Origin of the sequence: Rhodovarius lipocyclicus (genome assembly GCF_009900765.1) — a bacterium.
Classification (GTDB): domain Bacteria; phylum Pseudomonadota; class Alphaproteobacteria; order Acetobacterales; family Acetobacteraceae; genus Rhodovarius; species Rhodovarius lipocyclicus.
This window is the reverse complement of the sequence record NZ_JAAABL010000014.1, coordinates 1-20,133: the sequence shown is the minus strand read 5'-3', so window position 1 is coordinate 20,133 and position 20,133 is coordinate 1. Positions and strand designations below refer to the sequence as shown.

Annotated in this window: 22 protein-coding genes and 1 tRNA gene; 19 read left to right on the top strand and 4 right to left on the bottom strand. The window is 68.9% G+C overall.

Annotation, left to right across the window (positions count from 1 at the left end; all coding sequences use genetic code 11):
* Positions 1-31 precede the first annotated feature (31 nt).
* Positions 32-850 carry an IclR family transcriptional regulator domain-containing protein gene (locus GT007_RS11675; protein ID WP_160121791.1) on the bottom strand — a complete coding sequence of 273 codons (819 nt, stop codon included), beginning with the start codon at positions 848-850 and terminating at the stop codon, positions 32-34.
* A gap of 113 nt (positions 851-963) precedes the next feature.
* On the opposite strand from GT007_RS11675, the gene GT007_RS11670 reads away from it, so the two are divergent.
* From GT007_RS11670 to GT007_RS11625, 10 genes are all read left to right on the top strand, one after another.
* A complete protein-coding gene (locus tag GT007_RS11670; RefSeq protein WP_160121790.1) occupies positions 964-2,286 on the top strand; it encodes an aromatic ring-hydroxylating dioxygenase subunit alpha in 1,323 nt (440 codons plus the stop codon).
* Positions 2,287-2,542: 256 nt separating this feature from the next.
* The gene (locus GT007_RS11665; protein WP_160121789.1) at positions 2,543-3,964 is read left to right on the top strand and encodes a glutamine synthetase family protein; all 1,422 of its coding nucleotides are present in this window, start codon (positions 2,543-2,545) and stop codon (positions 3,962-3,964) included.
* A 21-nt stretch (positions 3,965-3,985) separates the two neighbouring features.
* Positions 3,986-4,762 (top strand): ABC transporter ATP-binding protein, encoded by a 777-nt coding sequence (locus tag GT007_RS11660; RefSeq protein WP_201451891.1) that lies wholly within the window; start codon positions 3,986-3,988, stop codon positions 4,760-4,762.
* On the top strand, positions 4,752-5,504 hold the full coding sequence (locus GT007_RS11655; protein WP_160121788.1) for an ABC transporter permease: 753 nt from the start codon (positions 4,752-4,754) through the stop codon (positions 5,502-5,504). Before GT007_RS11660 ends, GT007_RS11655 begins: the two co-directional genes overlap by 11 nt.
* A 20-nt stretch (positions 5,505-5,524) precedes the next feature.
* Positions 5,525-6,484 (top strand): ABC transporter substrate-binding protein, encoded by a 960-nt coding sequence (locus GT007_RS11650; protein ID WP_160121787.1) that lies wholly within the window; start codon positions 5,525-5,527, stop codon positions 6,482-6,484.
* A 24-nt stretch (positions 6,485-6,508) separates the two neighbouring features.
* Positions 6,509-7,282 carry an ABC transporter permease gene (locus GT007_RS11645; protein WP_160121786.1) on the top strand — a complete coding sequence of 258 codons (774 nt, stop codon included), beginning with the start codon at positions 6,509-6,511 and terminating at the stop codon, positions 7,280-7,282.
* Positions 7,275-8,456, top strand: coding sequence for an MFS transporter (locus GT007_RS11640; RefSeq protein ID WP_160121785.1), 1,182 nt, complete (start codon positions 7,275-7,277; stop codon positions 8,454-8,456). The genes GT007_RS11645 and GT007_RS11640 overlap by 8 nt, the downstream gene beginning before the upstream one ends.
* Positions 8,453-9,700, top strand: a complete 1,248-nt coding sequence (locus GT007_RS11635) for an NAD(P)/FAD-dependent oxidoreductase (RefSeq protein WP_160121784.1) — start codon at positions 8,453-8,455, stop codon at positions 9,698-9,700. The genes GT007_RS11640 and GT007_RS11635 overlap by 4 nt, the downstream gene beginning before the upstream one ends.
* Positions 9,701-9,749: 49 nt before the next feature.
* Complete coding sequence (locus GT007_RS11630) at positions 9,750-10,721, top strand: tripartite tricarboxylate transporter substrate binding protein (RefSeq protein ID WP_160121783.1); 972 nt, start codon at positions 9,750-9,752, stop codon at positions 10,719-10,721.
* Between the two features lie 100 nt (positions 10,722-10,821).
* Entirely contained in the window at positions 10,822-11,730 is a 909-nt protein-coding gene (locus GT007_RS11625; protein WP_201451890.1) for an SDR family NAD(P)-dependent oxidoreductase, read from the top strand.
* A gap of 274 nt (positions 11,731-12,004) precedes the next feature.
* On the opposite strand, the gene GT007_RS11620 is transcribed toward GT007_RS11625, so the two are convergent.
* Positions 12,005-12,697, bottom strand: a complete 693-nt coding sequence (locus GT007_RS11620; RefSeq protein ID WP_160121781.1) for a methyltransferase domain-containing protein — start codon at positions 12,695-12,697, stop codon at positions 12,005-12,007.
* Between the two features lie 54 nt (positions 12,698-12,751).
* Here GT007_RS11620 and gloB point away from each other — a divergent pair, with 54 nt between their 5' ends.
* From gloB to GT007_RS11600, 4 genes are read left to right on the top strand one after another with little or no spacing between them, the layout of a single operon-like run.
* Complete coding sequence (gene gloB / locus GT007_RS11615; protein WP_160121780.1) at positions 12,752-13,474, top strand: hydroxyacylglutathione hydrolase; 723 nt, start codon at positions 12,752-12,754, stop codon at positions 13,472-13,474.
* Between the two features lie 17 nt (positions 13,475-13,491).
* Positions 13,492-14,088 (top strand): glutathione S-transferase N-terminal domain-containing protein, encoded by a 597-nt coding sequence (locus tag GT007_RS11610; protein ID WP_160121779.1) that lies wholly within the window; start codon positions 13,492-13,494, stop codon positions 14,086-14,088.
* Positions 14,085-14,513 (top strand): cupin domain-containing protein, encoded by a 429-nt coding sequence (locus tag GT007_RS11605; RefSeq protein WP_160121778.1) that lies wholly within the window; start codon positions 14,085-14,087, stop codon positions 14,511-14,513. Before GT007_RS11610 ends, GT007_RS11605 begins: the two co-directional genes overlap by 4 nt.
* Complete coding sequence (locus tag GT007_RS11600; protein WP_160121777.1) at positions 14,510-15,115, top strand: SAM-dependent methyltransferase; 606 nt, start codon at positions 14,510-14,512, stop codon at positions 15,113-15,115. The genes GT007_RS11605 and GT007_RS11600 overlap by 4 nt, the downstream gene beginning before the upstream one ends.
* Before the next feature lie 100 nt (positions 15,116-15,215).
* On the opposite strand, the gene GT007_RS11595 is transcribed toward GT007_RS11600, so the two are convergent.
* Positions 15,216-16,004, bottom strand: a complete 789-nt coding sequence (locus tag GT007_RS11595; RefSeq protein ID WP_160121776.1) for a DUF3108 domain-containing protein — start codon at positions 16,002-16,004, stop codon at positions 15,216-15,218.
* 121 nt (positions 16,005-16,125) lie between these two features.
* Here GT007_RS11595 and GT007_RS11590 point away from each other — a divergent pair.
* Positions 16,126-16,200 (top strand) — tRNA-Val (locus tag GT007_RS11590).
* A 257-nt stretch (positions 16,201-16,457) separates the two neighbouring features.
* Here GT007_RS11590 and GT007_RS11585 read toward each other — a convergent pair.
* Positions 16,458-17,768, bottom strand: coding sequence for a hypothetical protein (locus GT007_RS11585; RefSeq protein ID WP_160121775.1), 1,311 nt, complete (start codon positions 17,766-17,768; stop codon positions 16,458-16,460).
* A 544-nt stretch (positions 17,769-18,312) separates the two neighbouring features.
* On the opposite strand from GT007_RS11585, the gene GT007_RS22200 reads away from it, so the two are divergent.
* From GT007_RS22200 to GT007_RS22440, 4 genes are all read left to right on the top strand, one after another.
* Positions 18,313-18,552, top strand: coding sequence for a hypothetical protein (locus GT007_RS22200; RefSeq protein WP_201451889.1), 240 nt, complete (start codon positions 18,313-18,315; stop codon positions 18,550-18,552).
* A 131-nt stretch (positions 18,553-18,683) separates the two neighbouring features.
* Entirely contained in the window at positions 18,684-19,583 is a 900-nt protein-coding gene (gene yghU / locus GT007_RS11575; protein ID WP_160121774.1) for a glutathione-dependent disulfide-bond oxidoreductase, read from the top strand.
* Positions 19,584-19,643: 60 nt separating this feature from the next.
* A complete protein-coding gene (locus GT007_RS22940) occupies positions 19,644-19,844 on the top strand; it encodes a LysR family transcriptional regulator (protein WP_236571622.1) in 201 nt (66 codons plus the stop codon).
* The gene (locus tag GT007_RS22440; protein ID WP_236571621.1) at positions 19,777-20,004 is read left to right on the top strand and encodes a hypothetical protein; all 228 of its coding nucleotides are present in this window, start codon (positions 19,777-19,779) and stop codon (positions 20,002-20,004) included. Before GT007_RS22940 ends, GT007_RS22440 begins: the two co-directional genes overlap by 68 nt.
* Positions 20,005-20,133 lie beyond the last annotated feature (129 nt).

Here is a 20,133-nt window from a genome sequence, read left to right as displayed (position 1 = left end):
ATCAGATGATTCCATCTGATCGGCTGATGATCTAAACCAACTGCGCCGAAACCTCCTCCGCCGCGTCCCGCAGCCGGGGCAGCATGGCCAGCAGCCGGACCTTCGCCCCCGCCCCCCCGGCGGGGCAGCCGATATTCACCGCCGCCACCACCCGCCCGTCGAAGCGCGTCAGCGGAATGGCCAGCGACAGGAAGCCCTGCTCCGCCTCCTGCTCCACCAGGGCGAAGCCCTCGGCCCGCGCGGCCAGGATGCTGGCGCGGATCGCCGGCACATCCAGCACCGTGTGCGGCGTGACCGGCTGCGGCGACAGCCCGGCCAGGAAGGCCTCCAGCGCCGCGTCCTCCATCGCGCCCAGCAGCACGCGCCCCAGCGCGGAGCAGAAACCCGGCAGCCGCTCCCCCAGCATGGAGGACATGCTGGGCATCCGCGTGGGCCGGCCATAGGCGATGAACACCACATCCGGCCCATCCAGCACCGCCGCGCTGCAGGCGACGCCCAGCTCCAGCGCCAGGGCCTCCAGCCGAGGCTGCAACACGGTCGAGGCACCGTTGGAACCCAGATAGGCGGCGGCCAGCGTCAGCACCCGGGGCGTCAGGCGGAACAGCCGGCCGTCGCTGTCCACATGGCCCAGCGCCTGCAAGGTGATCAGCGCGCGGCGCGCGGTGGCGCGCGGCAGGTCCACCGCGCGGGCGATCTCGGCCAGGGTCATCGGGCGGCGCCCGGCGCCGAAGGCCTGGATCACCGCCAGGCCACGGGCCAATGCCTCCAGGAAATCGGGGCCGTTTGCCGATGCTTTGCGCAGCACCGCATCCTCTTCGCGCAATCTCGGCAGGGTCAGGCTCCTTCGCATGGTGCGGTGCACGGCTTCACCGTTGATGCAGGTCAAGCCGCCTCGCTATCATCGCACATATGTTCGCTCTGCGAACACTCCCTATTCGCCGCCGCCAGCGGGAGACAAAGCGCATGCTGACCGTCGAACAGAATGACCGCCTGACCCGGGTGGGCCCCGGCACGCCGGGGGGCGCCGTGCTGCGCCATTACTGGCAGCCGATCGCGCTGGCCGATGAGGTGGCGGGCCCGCGCCCCATCCGCCCCGTGCGCGCGCTGGGCCAGGATTTCGTGCTGTTCCGGGACGAGGCCGGCAATCTGGGCCTGCTGGACCGCGACTGCCCGCACCGCAACGCCGACCTCGCCTTCGGCCGGCTGGAGGATGGCGGGCTGCGCTGCCCCTTCCATGGCTGGCTGTTCGACACCAAGGGCACCTGCCTGGACACGCCGGCGGAACCAGAGGGCAGCACCCTGTGCCAGCGCATCCGCCAGAAGAGCTATCCGGTGGTGGAGCGCAGCGGCGTCATCTTCGCCTGGCTGGGCGATGCCGAGCCCGCGCCCTTCCCCGCCTTCGACTGCTTCGCGGCACCCGAGACGCACACCTTCGCCTTCAAGGGCCTGATCGAGTGCAACTGGCTGCAGGCGCTGGAGGTGGGCATCGACCCCGCCCATGCCAGCTTCCTGCACCGCTTCTTCGAGGACGGCGACCAGGACGATGCCTATGGCAAGCAGTTCCGCGCGACCTCGGACGGTTCCGACCTGCCGATGACCTATGTGCTGCGCGAATTCCCGCGCCCGCGCATCGAGGTGGAGAACACCGACCACGGCCTGCGCGTGTTCGCCCTGCGCGAGATCAACGAGAAAACCACCCATGTGCGGGTGACCAACAGCTTCTTCCCCACCGCCTTCGTCATCCCGATGAGCGCCGAGATGACCATCACCCAGTGGCACATGCCGGTGGATGACGAGAACTGCTATTGGGTGGCGATCTTCACCAGCTTCGCCGCCCCCGTGGACCGCGCCCAGATGCGCGCGCAGCGGCTCGACAGCTACTCCCTGCCCGACTACCTGCCGAAGAAGAACGCCACCAACGACTATGGCTTCGACGCGGACGAACAGACGCGCAGCACCTACACGGGCATGGGCGAGGACATCAACGTCCATGACCAATGGGCGGTGGAAAGCCAGGGCCGCATCCAGGACCGCACGCGCGAACACCTGGCCAGCACCGACAAGGCCATCGCCGCCAACCGCCGCCTGCTGCTGCGCGCCATGGCCGCCATCGAGGCCGGCGAACGCCCGCCGCTGATGCAGGGCGAAGGCACCGCCGCGATGACCGGGCCCTCCACCATCGATTGCATGGCCCCGGCCGAAGGCTGGGAAGCGCATTGGAAACAGGCCGTGGCCCGCAGGCGCGCCGCCGCCCCCTGGGCACCGCCGGCCCTGGCGGCGGAGTGATGGGGGTGGTCGCGCAACGCAGGGGCTCTGCCCCTGCACCCCGCCAGGAAACTCAGTTTCCTGGACCTTCGGTCTGTTTGGCACCTGGCCTTCAAAACATGTTACCGATTGAATTTTATCATGAAATTGGCACCCCACCTGGCAAGGTAGAGCGCCAAACTCATGGGGTGCAGGGGCCTTTCGGCTCCTGCCGGGGTGCCGAGGGGCGGCGCCCCTCGGTGGGGGCCCGGGGGAAAGGCCCCCGGAGTGCCGCCCGATGAGTTTCGTCGCCCGACATTCCCTCTCGGACGCCGCCCATCGCGCCGAGGTGCTGCGCGAGATCGAGGTGCGCGGCGTGGAGATGCTGCGCCTCGCCTTCCCCGACCAGCACGGCATCCTGCGCGGCAAGACCCTGGTCGCCGCCGAGGCGCGTTCGGCCATGGAGAATGGCGTCGCCCTCACCTCCACCCTGCTGTTGAAGGACACGTCCCACCGCACCGTCTTCCCGGTCTGGAGCGCGGGCGGGGGTCTGGGCGATGCCGCCCTGCAAGGGGCCGCCGACCTGGTGCTGATCCCCGATCCTTCCACCTTCAAGGTGCTGCCCTGGGCGCCGCACACGGGCTGGATGCTGTGCGATGCCTATATGCCCGATGGCCGCGTCGCGCCCTTCGCCACCCGCGCCATGCTGGCGCGCGAACTGGCCCGGGCCGAGGCGAAAGGCTTCGAGCTGATCACGGGCCTCGAGGTGGAGTTCCACCTGTTCAAGCTGCTGGACCCGAAGCTGGCCCCCAGCGACGCCGGCCAGCCCGGCACGCCGCCTGATGTCGCGCTGCTGACCCAGGGCTACAACTACCTGACCGAGCTGCGCTACGACCAGCTCGACCCCGCCGTGGAGATCCTGCGCCGGGAAGTGCAGGCGCTGGGCCTGCCGCTGCGCTCCATCGAGGTGGAGTTCGGCCCCAGCCAGGTGGAGTTCACCTTCAGCGCGCTGCCGGGCATGGGCTCGGCGGACATGATGGTGCTGTTCCGCTCGGCGGTGAAGCAGGTGGCGCGGCGGCATGGCTATCATGCCACCTTCATGTGCCGCCCGCGCATCCCGCAGGTGATGTCCAGCGGCTGGCATCTGCACCAGTCGATGAAGCACACCGCCAGCGGCCGCAACGCCTTCGTGGGTGAGGGCGAGCTGCTGTCGGGCACCGCGAAGCACTATCTGGGCGGGCTGCTGCGGCATGCGCGCGCGGCGGCGGCCTTCGCCACGCCCACGCTGAACGGGTATCGCCGCTACCGCTCGCATTCCCTGGCGCCGGACCGCGCGATCTGGGGCATCGACAACCGCGGCGTGATGCTGCGCGCGCTGGGCACGCCGGGCGACCCCGCCACGCGCATCGAGAACCGCGTGGGGGAGCCGGCGGCCAACCCGTACCTGTACATCGCCAGCCAGCTGGCCTTCGGCATGGCGGGCATCGAGGAAGGGCTGGACCCCGGCCCCAGCGCCGACGCCCCCTATGACACCGAGGCCCCCATGCTGCCGCGCAGCCTGGCCGAGGCGCTGGACGCGCTGGATGCCGACACGCTGGCCCGGGCCAGCTTCGGCGACGGCTTCATCGACTACTACCTGCGGATCAAGCGCGCGGAGATCGCGCGCTTCGAGGCCGAGGTCTCGGAGTGGGAACACCGGGAGTATTTCGAGCTTTTCTGACAGCGCTGCGGGGTGGGGCTTATGGCGTTCCTGGAACTGGACGCACTCGGGAAATTCTACCCGCAGCCGGGCGGCGCGCCGCCGGCGCGGATCATGGAGCGCGTCTCCCTGACCGTGCCGGAGGGCGAGTTCCTGGCCGTGCTGGGCCCTTCGGGCTGCGGCAAGTCCACGCTGTTGCAGATGGTGGCGGGGCTGACCACGCCCAGCGAGGGCGAGGCCCGCATCAACGGCCGCGCCGTGGCCGGGCCGCCGCCGGAGGCGGTGTACCTGTTCCAGCAATACAACCGTTCCTTGCTGCCGTGGCGGAACTGCCGGGACAATGTGGCCTTCGCCACCGAGCATCGCCTGGGCCGCAAACCCGCGCGCGCGGCGGCCGATGAGCAGCTGGCCCAGGTCGGGCTGGCGGGGTTCGGGGACCATTACCCCTGGCAACTGTCGGGCGGCATGCAGCAGCGCGTGGCCATCGCCCGCGCCCTGGCGGCCGAACCCGCCCTGCTGCTGATGGACGAGCCCTTCAGCGCGGTGGACGCGCTGACGCGCATCCAGCTGCAATCGCTGATCCTGGACATCTGGGCACGCCGCAAACTGACCGTGATGCTGGTGACGCATGATGTGGAGGAGGCGATCTTCCTGGCCGACCGCATCGCCGTGCTGACGCCCCGCCCCAGCACGATCGGGGAGGTGATCGAGGTCGGCCTGCCGCGCCCGCGCGACGCGATCGCGACGCGGGAGGCGCCGCGCTTCCTGGAACTGCGCCACCACCTGCTGAACCGGCTGCTGGCGCGCGATGCGGCTTAGGACCCTGCTTCCCGGCCTCTTCGTGGTGGCGATGATCATCGCCTTCCTGGAATTCGCCGTGGATGCGGGGATGATCCGCCGCGCCCTGCTGCCGCCGCCCAGCGCCACGGCCGAGGTGCTGTGGGAATTGCTCAGCACCGGGGAATTCCTCCCGCCGCTGCTGTCCACGCTGAAACTGGTTTTCGCGGGCTTCTTCCTGGGCAGCGCCATCGGTATCGGGCTGGGCACGGCCATGGGCGTCTCGCCCGCCATGTACCGCCTGTTCGAGCCGCTGGTGGAGCTGATCCGTCCCATCCCGAAATCCGCGCTGGTGCCGCCGCTGATGCTGTTCCTGGGCATCGACGACGCGATGAAGATCACCTCCGTGACCCTCGTCGTCACCTTCCCCGTGCTGCTGAACACGCTTCAGGGCGTGCGCGGGGTGGACCGGGTGATGCTGGACGCGGCCCGCACCCATGGCTGGGGGCTGGGCCACACGCTGTGGCACATGATCCTGCCCGCGGCCCTGCCCTTCATCCTGGCCGGCATGCGCGTCAGCCTGGGCCTGGCCATGGTGCTGGCGGTGCTGAGCGAGATGCTGGCCGGCCAGGGGGGCCTCGGCTTCCTGATCCTGGACATGCAGCGCAGCTTCCAGCTGCGCCAGATGTACGCCTGGCTGGTCATCCTGGCCGTGCTGGGCCTGCTGCTGAATTCGATCTTCCTGCTGGCGGAACGGCGCGCGCTGTTCTGGCAGCGCCGCTGACCACCACGGAGACCCAAGTGATGACGCAAGCCACCCGCCGCGCCGCCCTGCTGGGCTTGGGCGCTTCCACCCTGATGGCGCCGGCGATCAACGCCCAGGCGCTGACGAAGATGCGCGTCAGCGTCATCCCGGTGCTGGATGTGGCGCCGCTGCACGCGGCCATCGCCCAGGGCTTCTTCGCGGCCGAGGGCATCGAGATCGACACCTCCACCACCGCCGGCGGCGCCACCGGCCTGCCGGGGCTGATCGCGGGGCAGTTCCGCGCCGTGTTCTCCAACGGCGTGTCCACCATGCTGGGCGTGCGTGAGGGGCAGGAGTTCAAGTTCATCTCCGGGGCCTCCCGCGCCACCATGGGCCCGCCGGACATCCTGGCGGTGCTGACGCGCAAGGGCAGCGGCATCCGTTCGGGCAAGGACCTGGAAGGCAAGCGCATCGCCAGCAACACGCGCAACAACATTGTCTGGCTGCGCGGCATGGCCTGGGTGGAAAAGACCGGCGGCGACTGGCGGAAAGTCACCACCGTCGAAATCCCGTTCCCGCAGATGGCCGATGCGCTGATCGGCGGGCGGGTGGATGCCGTCATCTCCTCCGAGCCCTTCGTGGCCGCGGCACTGGAGACCGGGCAGATCGAACGCATCGGCTGGCCGATGAGCGAAACCCAGCCCGGCTGCACCAACGCGCATTACGTGGGCATGGGCCCCGATTTGGCCCGCAACGGCGAGATCTTCGACCGCTGGGCGCGCGCGCTGCACAAGGGCGTGGATTGGGTGAATGAGCGCCTGGGCCAGCCGCCGCTGCTGGAACTGATCTCCAACTTCTCCCGCGTGCCGCTGGAGCGCATGCGCAATGTGGCCCTGCCCGCCTACGCCAAGAACGTGACGCCCGCCGAGATCGACGAGCTGGTGGGCACCATGCAGCGCTATGGCCTGACCGGGCGCTATCCGGCCAGCGCCAGCCTGATCCACAAGACCGCCCAGTGAGGTTGGGCCAGTGAGGGTGGGCCAGTGAAGGCAGGCCGGATCACCTCCGGCTTCTGGCTGGTCGCGGCGCTGCTGGCGCTGTGGGAGTTGTCCGCCCGGCTGCATTGGGTGGACAGCCCCAACTGGCCCGCGCTGTCCCAGGTGCTGGCGGCGCTGTTCCACGACATCGCCTCCGGCGAGCTGCCGCCGCTGATCGGCGGCACGCTGTGGCGCATGGGCGCGGGGCTGGCGGCGGGCAGCGTGGCGGGCGTGGTGGTGGGGCTGGCCTTCTGCCTGGCCCCGGTCACGCGCATGCTGCTGGCGCCGGCGGTGGAGCTGCTGCGGCCCATCCCGGTGCCCGCCGTCATCCCGCCGCTGGTGCTGTTCCTGGGCCTCGATGACCCGATGAAGATCACGGTCGTCGCACTCACGGCCTTCTTCCCCGTGCTGACCAACACCATGCAGGGTGTCGCCGCCGTGGAGGCCGAGGCGATCCAGATGGGCCGCACCTTCGGCGTGGGGCCGTTGCGACGCGCGGCCTTCATCGTGCTGCCCGCGACCCTGCCCTACGCGCTGGCGGGGGTGCGGGTGGCGCTCGGCCTCTCCCTCGTGGTGGCGGTGGTGGCGGAGATGATCGCGGGCGAGGCCGGCATCGGCCATTATCTGGTGATGATGCAATTCGCCGGCCGCGCGCCCGAGATGTACGCCACCATCATCCTGCTCTCGGTGCTGGGCTATGCGCTCAACCGCGGCTTCGTGGCGGTGGAGCGCCGGGCGATCCATTGGTGGTTCGCGCTGGGCCGGCAAGCGGATGGCTGAACCCGCCCGCACGGATTGGGCCGAGGTCTCGGCCCTGGTCGGCGCGGGCGTGATCGGCGCGCTGCAGACCGGCAAGGTGCCGCCCGCCCTGCTGGTGCTGGCGGCGGATTTCGGCTTCGGCCTGCCGGGGGCGGCGCTGCTGCTCTCCTTCTTCGCGCTGCTGACCGGGCTGATGGGCTGCGTGGCGGGCAGCACGGCCGCGCGGCTGGGCACGCGCCGCGTGCTGATCGGCGGGCTGTGGCTGGCGGGCGGCGCGGGGCTGGCCCTGGCCGCCGCCCCCAATGTGCCGCTGCTGTATGGCGCGCGGCTGGTCGAGGGGCTGGGCTTCCTGGCCATCGTCGTCTCCGCCCCCACGCTGGTGGCGCAGCGCTCGGCGCCGCGCGACCGGGCGATGGCGCTGTCGATCTGGGCGGCCTTCATGCCGGCGGGCATCGCGCTGGGCATGCTGGGCGCGCCGCTGATCGGCGCCTGGGGCTGGCGCGGGGCCTGGGTGCTGGCAAGCGGTCTGGCCTTGCTGATGGCCCTGGTGGTGACGGCGCTGGTGCCGCGCGCGGTGGGCGGGCCGCAGAGGGGGTTGGGCTCGCCGCTGGCGGCGCTGCGGGCGCTGGTGGCGGCGCGGCGGCCGCTGCTCGTGGCGGGCTGCTTCGCCAGCTATGTGGCGATCTATTTCGGCATCGCGGCCTTCCTGCCGGCCTTCGTCATCGAGCGTTTCGGCGCCGGGCTCAGCCTGGCGGGCGCGATCGGCGCGGTGGCCGCGGGGGCGAATGTGGTGGGCAACCTGGCCGCCGGAGAGGCGCTGCGGCGCGGCATGAATCCCGGGCGGCTGGTGCTGGTCACGGGGGTGGCGATGTCGGTGCTGACGGCGGCCAGCTACGCGGCCTCTCCGGGGCTGGTGGTGGCGCTGGCGCTGTCCATGGCGGCGTCGCTGGTGGGCGGCGCGGTGCCGGCCTGCCTGTTCGCCACCGTGCCGCTGGTGGTGCCGGGCCCGGGGCTGATCGGGCCCGCCATGGGCCTCGTGATCCAGTGCAACAATCTGGGGCAGGTGCTGACACCGCCCATCATCGCCGCCGCCGTGGGCCATGGCTGGGGCGGGTCGGCGGTGCCGCTGCTGCTGGCGGGCGTCACGCTGGCGCTGTGCGCGTGGCCTTTGATGCGTCTGGGGGACAGGGCATGAAACTCGCCGTCATCGGCAATGGCATCATGGGGGCCTGCGCCGCGGCCTGGCTGCAACGCGAAGGCCATCACGTCACCTTCATCGACCCGCTGGGCCCCGCCGAGGCCACGAGCTTCGGCAATGCCGGCTCGCTGTCGCCCAGCGCCTGCCTGCCGGTGGGCATGCCGGGCATGTGGAAGAAGGTGCCGTCCTGGCTGCTGGACCCGCTGGGGCCGCTGGCGGTGCGCTGGTGGTACGCGCCCGTCGTCGCACCCTGGCTGGTGCGGTTCCTGCGTGCCTCCGACCGCGCGGAGGTGGTGCGCATCGCCACCGCCCTGCGGCACCTGCTGGAACCCATCTTCGACTGCTACGAGCCGCTGCTGCAACGCGCGGGCGCCATGGGGCTGATGCGGCGCAGCGGCTGCCTCTACGTCTATTCCGGCGAGGAAGCGGCGCGGCAATGGGCCTGGGGCATGAAGCTGCGGCGCTCGCTCGGCGTGCACATGCGCGATGTGGCCGAGGATGAGCTGGTCAGCCTGGAACCCGACCTGAAGGGCCGCTTCCGCTTCGGCATCCTGGCGCCGGAGAACGGTTCGACGCTGGACCCCGCCGCCTTCACCCGGGCCATCTTCGAGCAATGCGTGAAGGATGGCGCGGCGGTGGTGCGAAAGCGCGTCACCGGCTTCGACATGGCGGGCGGCACCGTGCGGGCCGTGCAGCTCGATGACGGCACGCGGCATGAGACGGACGGCGTGGTGCTGGCGGGCGGCGCGTGGTCGGCGAAGCTGGCCAACCAGCTGGGCCCCGCCATCCCGCTGGAGACCCAGCGCGGCTATCACGTGACCGTCGAGAGCAACAACCTGGCCCTGACCCACACCGTGATGGCCGTCGAGCACAACCTGATGGTGAACCCCATGCGCATGGGGCTGCGGCTGGCGGGCACGGTGGAGTTCGCGGGCCTGAAGGCCGCCCCCGACTGGCGCCGCGCGGACAGCCTGCTCGCCCGCGGGCAGGAGATGTTCCCCCATCTGGACACCAGCCGCACCACCCGATGGATGGGCCACCGCCCCTGCCTGCCGGACAGCCTGCCGGTGATCGGCCGCGCGCCGCGCGCGGAGAACGCCTGGTTCGCCTTCGGCCACGGCCATGTGGGCATGTGCGGCGCCGCCAGCACGGGGCGGGAGGTGGCGAACCTCGTCGCCGGGCGCATGCCGCAGATCGACCTTTCCCCCTTCAGCCCGACACGCTTCCGCCGGGCCGCTTGAACAACAAAGCCAGCCAGAAACCGGTGTCACGAACACAGGAGTAGCTTGCATGATGTCTTTGAAGATCGGGCGCCGGGCGCTGGGCCTGTCGGCCCTGGCCGCAGCCCCCGCCCGGGCGCAGTCCTGGCCGGAAAAACCCATCCGCCTCGTCGTGCCCTTCCCGCCCGGGGGCAGCACCGATGTGCTGGCGCGGCGCATCGGAGAGAAGCTGACGGTGGCGCTGGGCCAGCCGGTGCTGGTGGAAAACCGGCCCGGCGCCGGCGGCACCACGGGGGCCGACGCGGTGGCGAAATCCGCCCCCGACGGCCACACCCTGCTGATGGGCGTGACGGGCAGCAACGCCATCGCCGTCAGCCTGTTCCGCAACCTGCCCTATCACCCGGTGCGGGATTTCGCGCCGGTCACGCGCGTCATCTCCGCGCCGCTGGTGCTGGTGGCCCATCCCTCGATGAACGTGACGGATGTGGCGGGCTATGTGGCCGCCGCGAAGGCCGCGCCCAACGCCGTCACCTACGGCACGCCGGGCAATGGCACCTCCATGCACCTGACGGGCGTGATGTTCGCCAACGCCACCGGCACGCAGCTGACCCATGTGCCCTATCGCGGCACGGCCCAGATGACGACGGACCTGATCGCGGCACGGCTGGTTTCCTCCTTCGCGGATATGCTGGTGACCATGCCGCTGATCCGCGACGGGCAGTTGCGGGCGCTGGCCGTGACCTCCCCCCAGCGCCACCCCATGCTGCCGCAGGTGCCCACCATGCAGGAGGCGGGGCTGGCGGGGTTTTCGGCGACCTCCTGGCAAGGGGTGTTCGCGCCCGCCGGCACGCCCACACCGGTGGTGGCGAGGCTGCATGAGGAAATCGCGAAAATCATGGCACTGCCGGAGGTGAAGGACAGCTTCGCCTCCCAGGGCTTCATCGTGGAAGCGGTGGGCCCGGCCGAATTCGCGCCCTTCGTGGCGGCGGAGACGGCGAAATGGGCCGAGGTGGTGCGGGCGGGCAACGTCAGCCTGGACTGATACCTACCGGCCGGTCGGGCATGCTGGCCACCCGGGGCTTCACTTGCCGCGCGCCCCGGGTTAGCGTTTGCGCAGCAATGCATCAATGAGGAAACGCAGCATGCTTCTCGAAGGCAAAGTCGCGGTCGTCACCGGTTCCGGTGGCGGCATCGGGCGCGAGATCGCGCTGGCCATGGCCGCCGCCGGCGCCAAGGTGGTCATCAATGACGTCGGCGCCTCCCTGGGCGGCGAGGGCTTTTCCACCAGCCCCGCCGAGCAGACCAAGGCCCTGATCGAGCAGCGCGGCGGCCAGGCCGCGATCAACACCGACAGCGTCTCCGAATGGGACAGCGCCAAGCGCATCGTGCAGTGCGCGCTGGACAATTTCGGCAAGATCGACATCGTCGTGAACAACGCCGGCATCCTGCGCGACCAGATCTTCCACCGCATGACGCCGGAGGAATGGCTCTCCGTCATCTCCGTGCATCTGAACGGCAGCTTCTTCGTCTCCCGCGCCGCGGCCGAGCATTTCCGCAAGCAGGAAAGCGGCGCCTTCGTGCACATGACCAGCACGTCCGGCCTCATCGGCAATTTCGGCCAGGCGAACTATTCCGCGGCCAAGCTGGGCATCGCCGCCCTGTCGAAGTCGATCGCGCTGGACATGCAGCGCTACAACGTGCGCTCCAACTGCATCGCGCCGTTTGCCTGGAGCCGCATGACCAGCTCCATCCCGGCGGAAACGCCGGAGCAGAAGGCGCGCGTCGAGCGCATCTCCCGCATGGGGCCCGAGAAGAACGCGCCGCTGGCGGTGTTCCTCGCCTCCGACGCGGCGAAGGAAGTGTCGGGCCAGATCTTCGCGCCCCGCATGCATGAGCTGTTCCTGTTCAACCAGTCCCGCCCCATCCGCTCCATCCACAGCGAGAATGGCTGGACGCCGGAACGCATCGCGGAAATCGCGCTGCCGGCGTTCAAGGCGAACTTCACGCCGCTCGACCGCTCGGGCGATGTGTTCAGCTGGGATCCGGTCTGAGGTTTCGGGCGCGGGTTGGGGGGGCTTCGCCCCCCCGGTCAGAGGCTCCGCCCCTGACAACCCAGCCCCACACCCCAGGGACCGAAAGGCCCTTGGAACTCAGGAATTGGCGCCTTACCTTGGCAGGTGGGGCGCCTTTTTCTTTATAAAATTCAATGGGAAACCCCTTGGCACTGTAAAGCGCCAAACTCATGGGGTGCAGGGGCCTTTCGGCTCCTGCCGGGGGTCCAGGGGGCGGCGCCCCCTGGATACCGCCCACCCCGAGCCACCGCCCTTAAGCCGGCACTTCCACCATCCGCCGCGCCGGCACCGCCCCGGTGGGCACGGCTCCGAACACATCCTTGCGCGCCTCCGCGATGATTACCCCGCCGAAGCGCCCGAAGGCGCGATGGCCCGCGGCCTCCCACAGCCCGGTCCCGGCCAGGGCCCAGCGGCTGGAAAACGGCGGCACGAACAGCGCGGGGGCCGAGCGTTCCACCGCGAACAGGCGGGACCGCAGCAGCCGCGTGATCTGTCCGCGCGAATAGGGCCGCCCCTGGCCGAAGGGGGTGTGGTCCGTCAGCGACCACCAGCCCAGCCGGTTCGGCACCACCACCAGCAGGCGGCCATCGTCGCGCAGCACGCGCCAGCATTCGCGCAGCAGCGCGTCGGGGCGTTCCACGTGCTCCAGCGCATGGATCAGCAGGATGCGGTCCAGCGACAGGTCCGGCAGGGGCAGGCTGGCTTCGGGCATCACGGCGGCGGGCGGGATCGCGCCATCGGCCAGCGGTTCCGGCACCAGGGAAAGGCAGCGCTCCGCCTGGCCCCGCCACAGCGGCAGATAGGGCGCGCCCCAGCCCACGGCGGCCACGGCCATGCCGGGCAGCAGCGGCCAGAAGCCGGCCAGGGCGGTGGCCAGCACGCGGCTGGCTGCCTCCCCGGGCGGGCTGGCGTAGAAGGCCGGCAGGGCGTGGACCTCATGGCTCATGCAGGGGATATAGGGGCAACCGCGCCTGAGCGGGAGATTCGCAAGGAACCTTCCATGCCTGTGTCCGTCCTGCCCATTCCGCACCAGTCCGACAACTACGCCTGGTTCCTGAAGGATGCCGAAACCGGCCAGACCGCCGTGGTGGACCCGGGCGAGGCCCAGCCCATCATCGATTTCGTGAACGGCCATGGCGGCAAGCTGGACTGGATCATCCTGACCCACCACCACGGCGACCACATCAACGGGGTGGAGGGCGTGCGCGCGGCCTTCGGCGCGAAAGTGATGGGGGCCCGCGCCGACGCCCACCGCCTGCCCGCGCTGGACCTGGCGCTGAGCGAGGGCGACACCCCGGCGCTGGGCGCCACCAAGGGCCAGGTGTTCGACACGCCGGGCCACACGCGCGGCCATATCGCGCTGCTGTTCGGCGATGTGCTGCTGTGCGGCGACACGCTGTTCAGCGTGGGCTGCGGGCGGCTGCTGGAGGGCACGGCGGCGGAGATGTTCGCCTCTCTGCAGAAGCTGGCGAAGCTGCCGGCGGAGACGCTGGTCTGCTGCGGCCATGAATACACCGAGAGCAACATCCGCTTCGCCCTGACGGTGGAGCCGGAGAACGAGGCCTTGCAGGCCCGCGGGCGGGAAGCCCATGCCCTGCGGCTGATCGGCGAGCCCACCGTGCCCACCACCCTGGCGCAGGAGCTGGCGACCAACCCCTTCCTGCGGGTTTCCTCGGTGGAACGGCTTGCGGAAATCCGCGCCGGGAAGGACTCTTTCCGCTGAATCCGGGGAGGAATTCCATGAAACTGCATCACAGCCCGTCCAGCCCCTTCGTGCGCAAGGTGATGGCCGCCGCCATCCTGCGCGGCCTGGACGGGAAGATCGAGAAGATCCCGACCAACCCGCATGAAAGCCCGGCGCATCTGCTGGTGGACAATCCGCTGTCCAAGATCCCGGCGCTGGTGACCGATGACGGCGTGGCGCTGATCGACAGCCTGGTGATCTGCGAATACCTGGACACGCTGGGCGATGCGCCCCGGCTGATCCCGGCCGCCGGGCCCGAGCGCATCAAGGTGCTGCAACTGCACGCCATCGCCGATGGGCTGATGGATGCGGCGGTGGCCCGGCGCGGCATGGCGCAACTGCCGCAGGATGACGGCCGCCGCGCCTATGACGCCCGGCAGAAGGGCGTGATGGAGCGCTCCCTGGCGGCGCTGGAGAAGGCGGAGCCCCAAGGGCTGGGCAATCTCGGCCTGGTCAGCATCGGCTGCGCGCTGGGCTATCTGGATTTCCGTTACGCGCATGAACCCTGGCGGCCCACGCACCCCAAGCTGGCCGCCTGGTTCGATGCGGTGAAGGCCAACCGCGCCTTCGCCGAGACCATGCCCCCGGCGTGACCGCCGAGGAGATCATCGCCACCCTCGGGCTGCAACCGCACCCCGAGGGTGGCTATTACCGCGAGGTCTGGCGCGACGCCCCGCCCGGGGGCGGGCGCGGCGCCGGCACGGCCATCTTGTATCTGCTGAAGGCGGGCGAGCGCAGCCACTGGCACCGCGTACTGGACGCCGCCGAGGGCTGGCACTGGCATGGCGGCGTGCCGCTGCGGCTGCGGATCTCCGCCGATGGCGTGGCGGTGACGGAGCAGGTGCTGGGGCTGGACCTAGCCGCCGGGCAGCGCCCTTTCGGCCATGTGCCGGCCGGGCATTGGCAGGCGGCGGAACCGGCCGGGGCGGGCTGGGTGCTGGTGGGCTGCACCGTGGCACCCGCCTTCGAGTTCGCGGGGTTCGAGATGGCCCCGCCAGGCTGGGAACCCGGGGCATGAGCGACAGCGCCGCCTGGAACGCCCGTTATGGTGCCACCCCGGGCATGTTCGGCTGGGCGCCCAATGAATTCCTGACCGCGCAGGCGCACCGCCTGCGCCCCGGCATGCAGGCCCTGGCGCTGGGCGACGGGGAGGGGCGCAACGGCGTCTGGCTGGCCCGCCAGGGGCTGGAGGTGACGGCGCTGGACTGGTCCGCCACCGGCATGGCCCATGCGGCGGAGCTGGCGGCGCGGGAGGGCGTGGCGCTGACCACCGTGGTGGCCGATGCCACCGCCTGGGACTGGCCGGAGGCCGCCTTCGATCTGGTGGCCTGGATTTTCGTGCACCTGCCGCCCGAGGACCGCACCAAGGCCTGCGCCGGCGTGCGCCGCGCGCTGAAGCCCGGCGGGCTGCTGGTGCTGGAATGTTTTTCCCCCGCGCAGGAAGGCCGGCGCAGCGGCGGCCCGCGTGAGGCCGCGCTGCTGTGGACCCGCGCGATCGTGGAGGCAGAATTCCCTGCCTTCGCAGTGCTGGCGCTGCTGGAAGGCGCCGTCCGGCTGGATGAGGGCCCGAAGCACCAGGGGCTGGCCGAGGTGGTGCGCGCCGTGCTGCGCGCGCCCTAGACCGGTTTCCGTTCGCACCGGCTCACGGCAACCGCTCCAGGTATTTGTTTTCACGATCATCTTTATCCGATCAGATGATTCCATCCGATCGGATGATGCTCTAACCGCCCTCGATCCGCGTCAGCGTCGCGTACACCCGCCCCCACCAGCGGGAGGCGATCTCGACCCGCAGCGGCAGGGGCGGCGCGCCGGGGCTGGGCACGGCGATCCAGGCGGTGATCTGGCTGGGCTCACGCGCGCGGGCGGGATCCTGGCCGCGCAGGAAGCCACCCAGCATCCGGCTTTCCAGCGTGCAGCGCAGGGCGGGGCCGGGCATGATCACGCCCCATTCGTTCGGTACTATCTCCTGCCCCTCGGTGCGGGCCTCCACCTGGCTCAGGCGGCGGGTGTCGTACAGGCGGGCGCCGCCCTCGCACCGGTTCGTCGCCGCCACGTTGCGCGACAGCATCAGCAGCGCCGAGAGGCTGTCCATGGTGCCGGAGAGCTGGTCCGCGGCCACATCCTCCCGGTCCTCGGTGATCAGGGAGGGGATGAGGGCACGCACCAGCGGGCGGCCGTCGGCGGCGTAGTCCATCAGGGCTTCCCGCCGTTCGCCGCGCATGATGCCGCTGACGCTGTAGCGGCGTGGGCGCGGGGTGTTGCCGCGCCAATCGCCCTCCACCACCGTGGTCTGGTCGGAGCGCGAGAGCATGCCGAGCATCCCGCGGGAGCGGCTCTGCATTTCCAGCCGGTAGCGGGTGCTGTCCGAATCGATGGTGACGCGCGTCTGCATCACGTGCAGGCCTGCGACGTGCAGATCGTAGGTGGCATACCAGATGGCGGCGGCCGCCGGGCGCATGCCCAGCATGGCCAGGCCGAGGATCGGCAAGGGAAGCAGGATGCGTCGCATGGTGTAGAATCAGGGATGCGATGGCCTCGGCGCAAGGGGTTTCTGCGGTGCGGGCACATGATGGCGCCCCCCCGGGTTGACACTGGCGCGCGGGACAGGCAAATGGCGCCCCACACACGATGGGTGCGTAGCTCAGCGGTAGAGCACTGCCTTCACACGGCAGGGGTCACAGGTTCAATCCCTGTCGCACCCACCATCCTTTTCAAGCGGTTAGAGCGTTAGGCACTTTTTCAGGCGTGCCGCCATCGCGCGCATATCACGCAGTCGCCAGAAGCGCATACGGTCGCCGCATCGGCCTGTCTGTAATTCGCTTGCGCTTGCTGGAACGGCCCCAGGCGGTTGAGACCCCTTATGCAGGCATCCGGCAGGATCTGCACGACCATAGCGCCGGAAATCCTGACCAAGCGGAAACGCCGCGTCCAGCACAGCGTCGATCAGGTTTGTCCACGCAACCTAAGCCTTCAAGCAAAGCACGACGACGTCCGCCAAGCTGTCCCACATCGACATGAGGTGCTCAGGCGATGGCGCGAAATTCGGGGAGTGAACGTACTTGTTGAGTGTGTCCGCCGAGACGAGCTTTTCGCCCTGTTTGAACTTCTTGATTACATCCAGTTGCTTCGCATCGATCTTGCCCGCCGCTTGAAGGTGCAGGCCGACTTTCTCCAGCCGCATTGCGAGTTTGTCGTTCTCGTGGACCGAGACCTTCGCCTCCTTAATGTAGTTCTCAAGGGCAAGTTCCAGCAGAACGCGCAGTAGAACCGAGATGGCGTTAGGGTTCCTCCGCACATCCAGGTGGAACTGGAGTTCCTCCCAAATCTGGTGATGACGCTGGAGACGGCCGGGCCAAGTGAACGCGAAATCTTTTTGTGGGATCAGCGTTGACCGCACCGTTGGCGTGGCCTTCGCGGTCGGCTTGCTGCGTTTCGCTCGCACTTTGGGCTTGAGTTTTCCTTCGTCGCTCCCATTCAGGGAGTCGCCAGCGGCAGGAAGGATTCCTTCGCTCGCGAGCTTGTCCAGATAGCGCTGCTTCCCGTCCACGTCCCAGATGTCACCAAGGACAAGATCGCGGTTCGTCAAGTCGGTGGCGATCCGCGCAAGCGCGTTGAGCGACTTTGCTGGGTCGTGGGTAAACTCGAATTTGCCACCCTTCATGCTGAACCCGACCCGACTGCGGAAGGGCTCAGCAGACAGCAGGCGATTGAGGGTGGAGCGCGGGATTTTCCGCCGCGCCGGTAACAGGCGGGCATCGCTCAAGCGCTTTTCAATTTCGTCGGCGACGCTCGGGCCGTTTCCTTTGCCCGTGCGGGCAACGAAGGTCGACTTCATGCGGTCGTCCCAGGTGCTCTGGCCCACACCATTCTGCGTGCCGGTATGTCGCCGGAACAGGATCTCGTCGATGCGGTCGCGGTCCGTCTCAACTTGGCACTGGATGTCTTTCAGGAAAGCACCTCTCCAGCACGCCCGCTGTTCCTTGAAAAAGGCTTGCAGTTCCACTGTCGGCGCACGGCGTGGGTCGTCGAGCAGCTTCAGGCACGTCACGCGGCGGTTGCCGTCGAAGACGATGAACTGGCTTTTTTCCGGGCCGACCAGGGGAACTTCGTAGATCTCACCCCGATCAACAATGTCCTTCGTCAGATTGCGCATATGCTGCTCGCGCTCTTTGAAGAGCCAAGCGATAGCGGCTGTTTCGTTTTCGAGTTCGCCGTGCCGATCATTGGCACGGTTAACCATGAGCGAACTGAGCGGAATGTTTCGAATCGCCATTCGATCCCCCTGACTTCACAGTAATAGTCCAAGTTTTTCCTGCAAGAGCAAGCCTGAGCAGGGATCAGTATGCTCATGAATTCTGGTGATTTTCGACAATGCGCTCGGACGCTTGAGACGGTACCTGGCTGCACGAAAATTCATTTGCGCTACTGCGGGCTTGGCGCAGACAGAGGTAAGGTTTTCCAACCTTATCGGAGGTCAGCATGCAACGACGGGTGTTCAGCCGGAAATTCAATGCTGCTGTAGTGAAACTGGCCCGTAATTGTGACGTCGCAGCTGCGTGAACCGACGCGGCGCGTAGCGCGTAAGGCACCGGACAACATCCTAACTAGGTCACGCCGCCGGCGGTATTCTTGGCGGGCTGTCCGCACTGCTCGCTGCATGACCTGTGCTGCCCTGAGCGGCAGGAGAAGCCGCTAGCCGTGGCGCGCTGGCTGGCCGCGCAACTCGGGAGTGAGTGATGCGGCGAATGCTGAACACCATCTATGTCACCACCGACGGCGCCTAGCTGCGCAAGGACGGCGCCAATCTGGAGGTGGAGGTGGAGGGAACCGAAACCGGCCGGGTACCGCTGCACACGCTGGAAGGGGTGGTGGCGGCGGCCTATTTCAGCATCTTCGATCACATGATCCGCGGCGGCGACGCGGCGTTCCGGTTCGCTGGAACGTGGATCGAGACAAGCCTGCTGATGCCCATCTCGATGCGCAGTTGGTCGCTCCCCTCGCAGGAACGTGAATCAAAACGCGATCAGATGGCCACCCGCACCCGCGGCCAGGGCTAGCTACTCTTCAGCTCTACCGCCTGCACACCACAGCCCACATACCTGCAACCGACCGCGAAATGCGATGCCGGCCTTCCCAGACCCCAGCGCGCCACCAGATGCACCATCAGCATCAAGAACGAGATAATCCCATGGCATCGAGAAACCCTGCTGAAAGCCTCCCGGCGGGATATGAGCCCCCCAAGGTATGGACCTGGGAGCAAGCCAATGGCGGTGCTTTCGCCAGCACCAACCGCCCGATAGCGGGGCCGACGCATGACAAGGAACTGCCGGTCGGCCAGCATCCGCTGCAGCTCTACTCCCTGGCGACGCCCAACGGCATCAAGGCCTCCATCATGCTGGAGGAGCTGCTGGAAGCCGGGCATGCCGGGGCGGAATACGATGCCTGGCTGATCCGCATCAGCGGCGACCAGTTCGGATCGGGCTTCGTCGGCGTCAACCCGAACTCGAAGATCCCGGCGCTGATGGACCACGCCCCCAAGGGCGGCGGCGCGCCGGTCAGGGTGTTCGAATCCGGCTCCATCCTCCTCTACCTGGCCGAGAAGTTCGACAACGCCTTCCTGCCTTCCGACCCCCACGGCCGCGCCGAGGCGCTCAACTGGCTGTTCTGGCAGATGGGCTCGGCGCCCTTCCTGGGGGGCGGCTTCGGGCACTTTTACGCCTATGCGCCGTTCCACATCCAATACGCGATCGACCGCTATGCGATGGAGACGAAGCGCCTGTTCGACGTGCTGGACCGCCGGCTGGCCGAAACCCGCTTCCTCGCGGGCGATGCCTACACCATCGCGGACATGGCGGCATGGCCCTGGTTCGGCGGGATGGCGCAGGGCGAATATTACGGCGATGCCGCGACCTTCCTGGACCTGAACAGCTACACCCACGTCCAGCGCTGGACGGCGGAAATCGCCGGCCGCCCGGCGGTGAAGCGCGGAAAGATGGTCAACCGCGCCTGGGGCGACCCGGCCAGCCAGCTGCATGAGCGGCACGACGCCTCGGATTTCGAGACCAGGACGGCCGACAAGCTCGGCTGACGCGCCCAGGGCCACTGCCGCCTTGCCATCCGCGCGGAACCGCGCGGATGATCCAGCACCATGAAACTGAACCAGATCGAGTATTTCCTCGTCCTCGCCGAAGAGTTGCACTTCGGCCGGGCGGCGGAGCGGCTGCACCGTTCCCAGCCACCGCTCAGCCGCCAGATCCACCCTGCTGGAGGAGGAGCTGGGCGTGGAGCTCTTGGCCCGCAACGCCCGGCGTGTCAGCCTGACCGACGCCGGCCGCGCCTTCCTGCATGAGATCCGCCCGGTGCTGGCCGGCGTGCGCCAGGCCCGCAAGGGCGACCAGGTGCAGGCGCTGAAGGACCGGCGCCTGTCCGTCGGCTTCGTCCGCTCCCTCACCCAAGACGATGAGCTGGCCCATGCGCTGGTGCTGGAGGAGCCGCTGCTAGCAGGCTGATGAAATTCGTAGCCCGAATTTCCCGTCCATGATTCGCTGTTGGCGCAGTCGGACGGGGTGAGAATGCGCGGCAGCGACGCGGTGGCTGGTTCCTTGTTCAGCTATGTTGACCTTGAGAAGCGGGTCCGT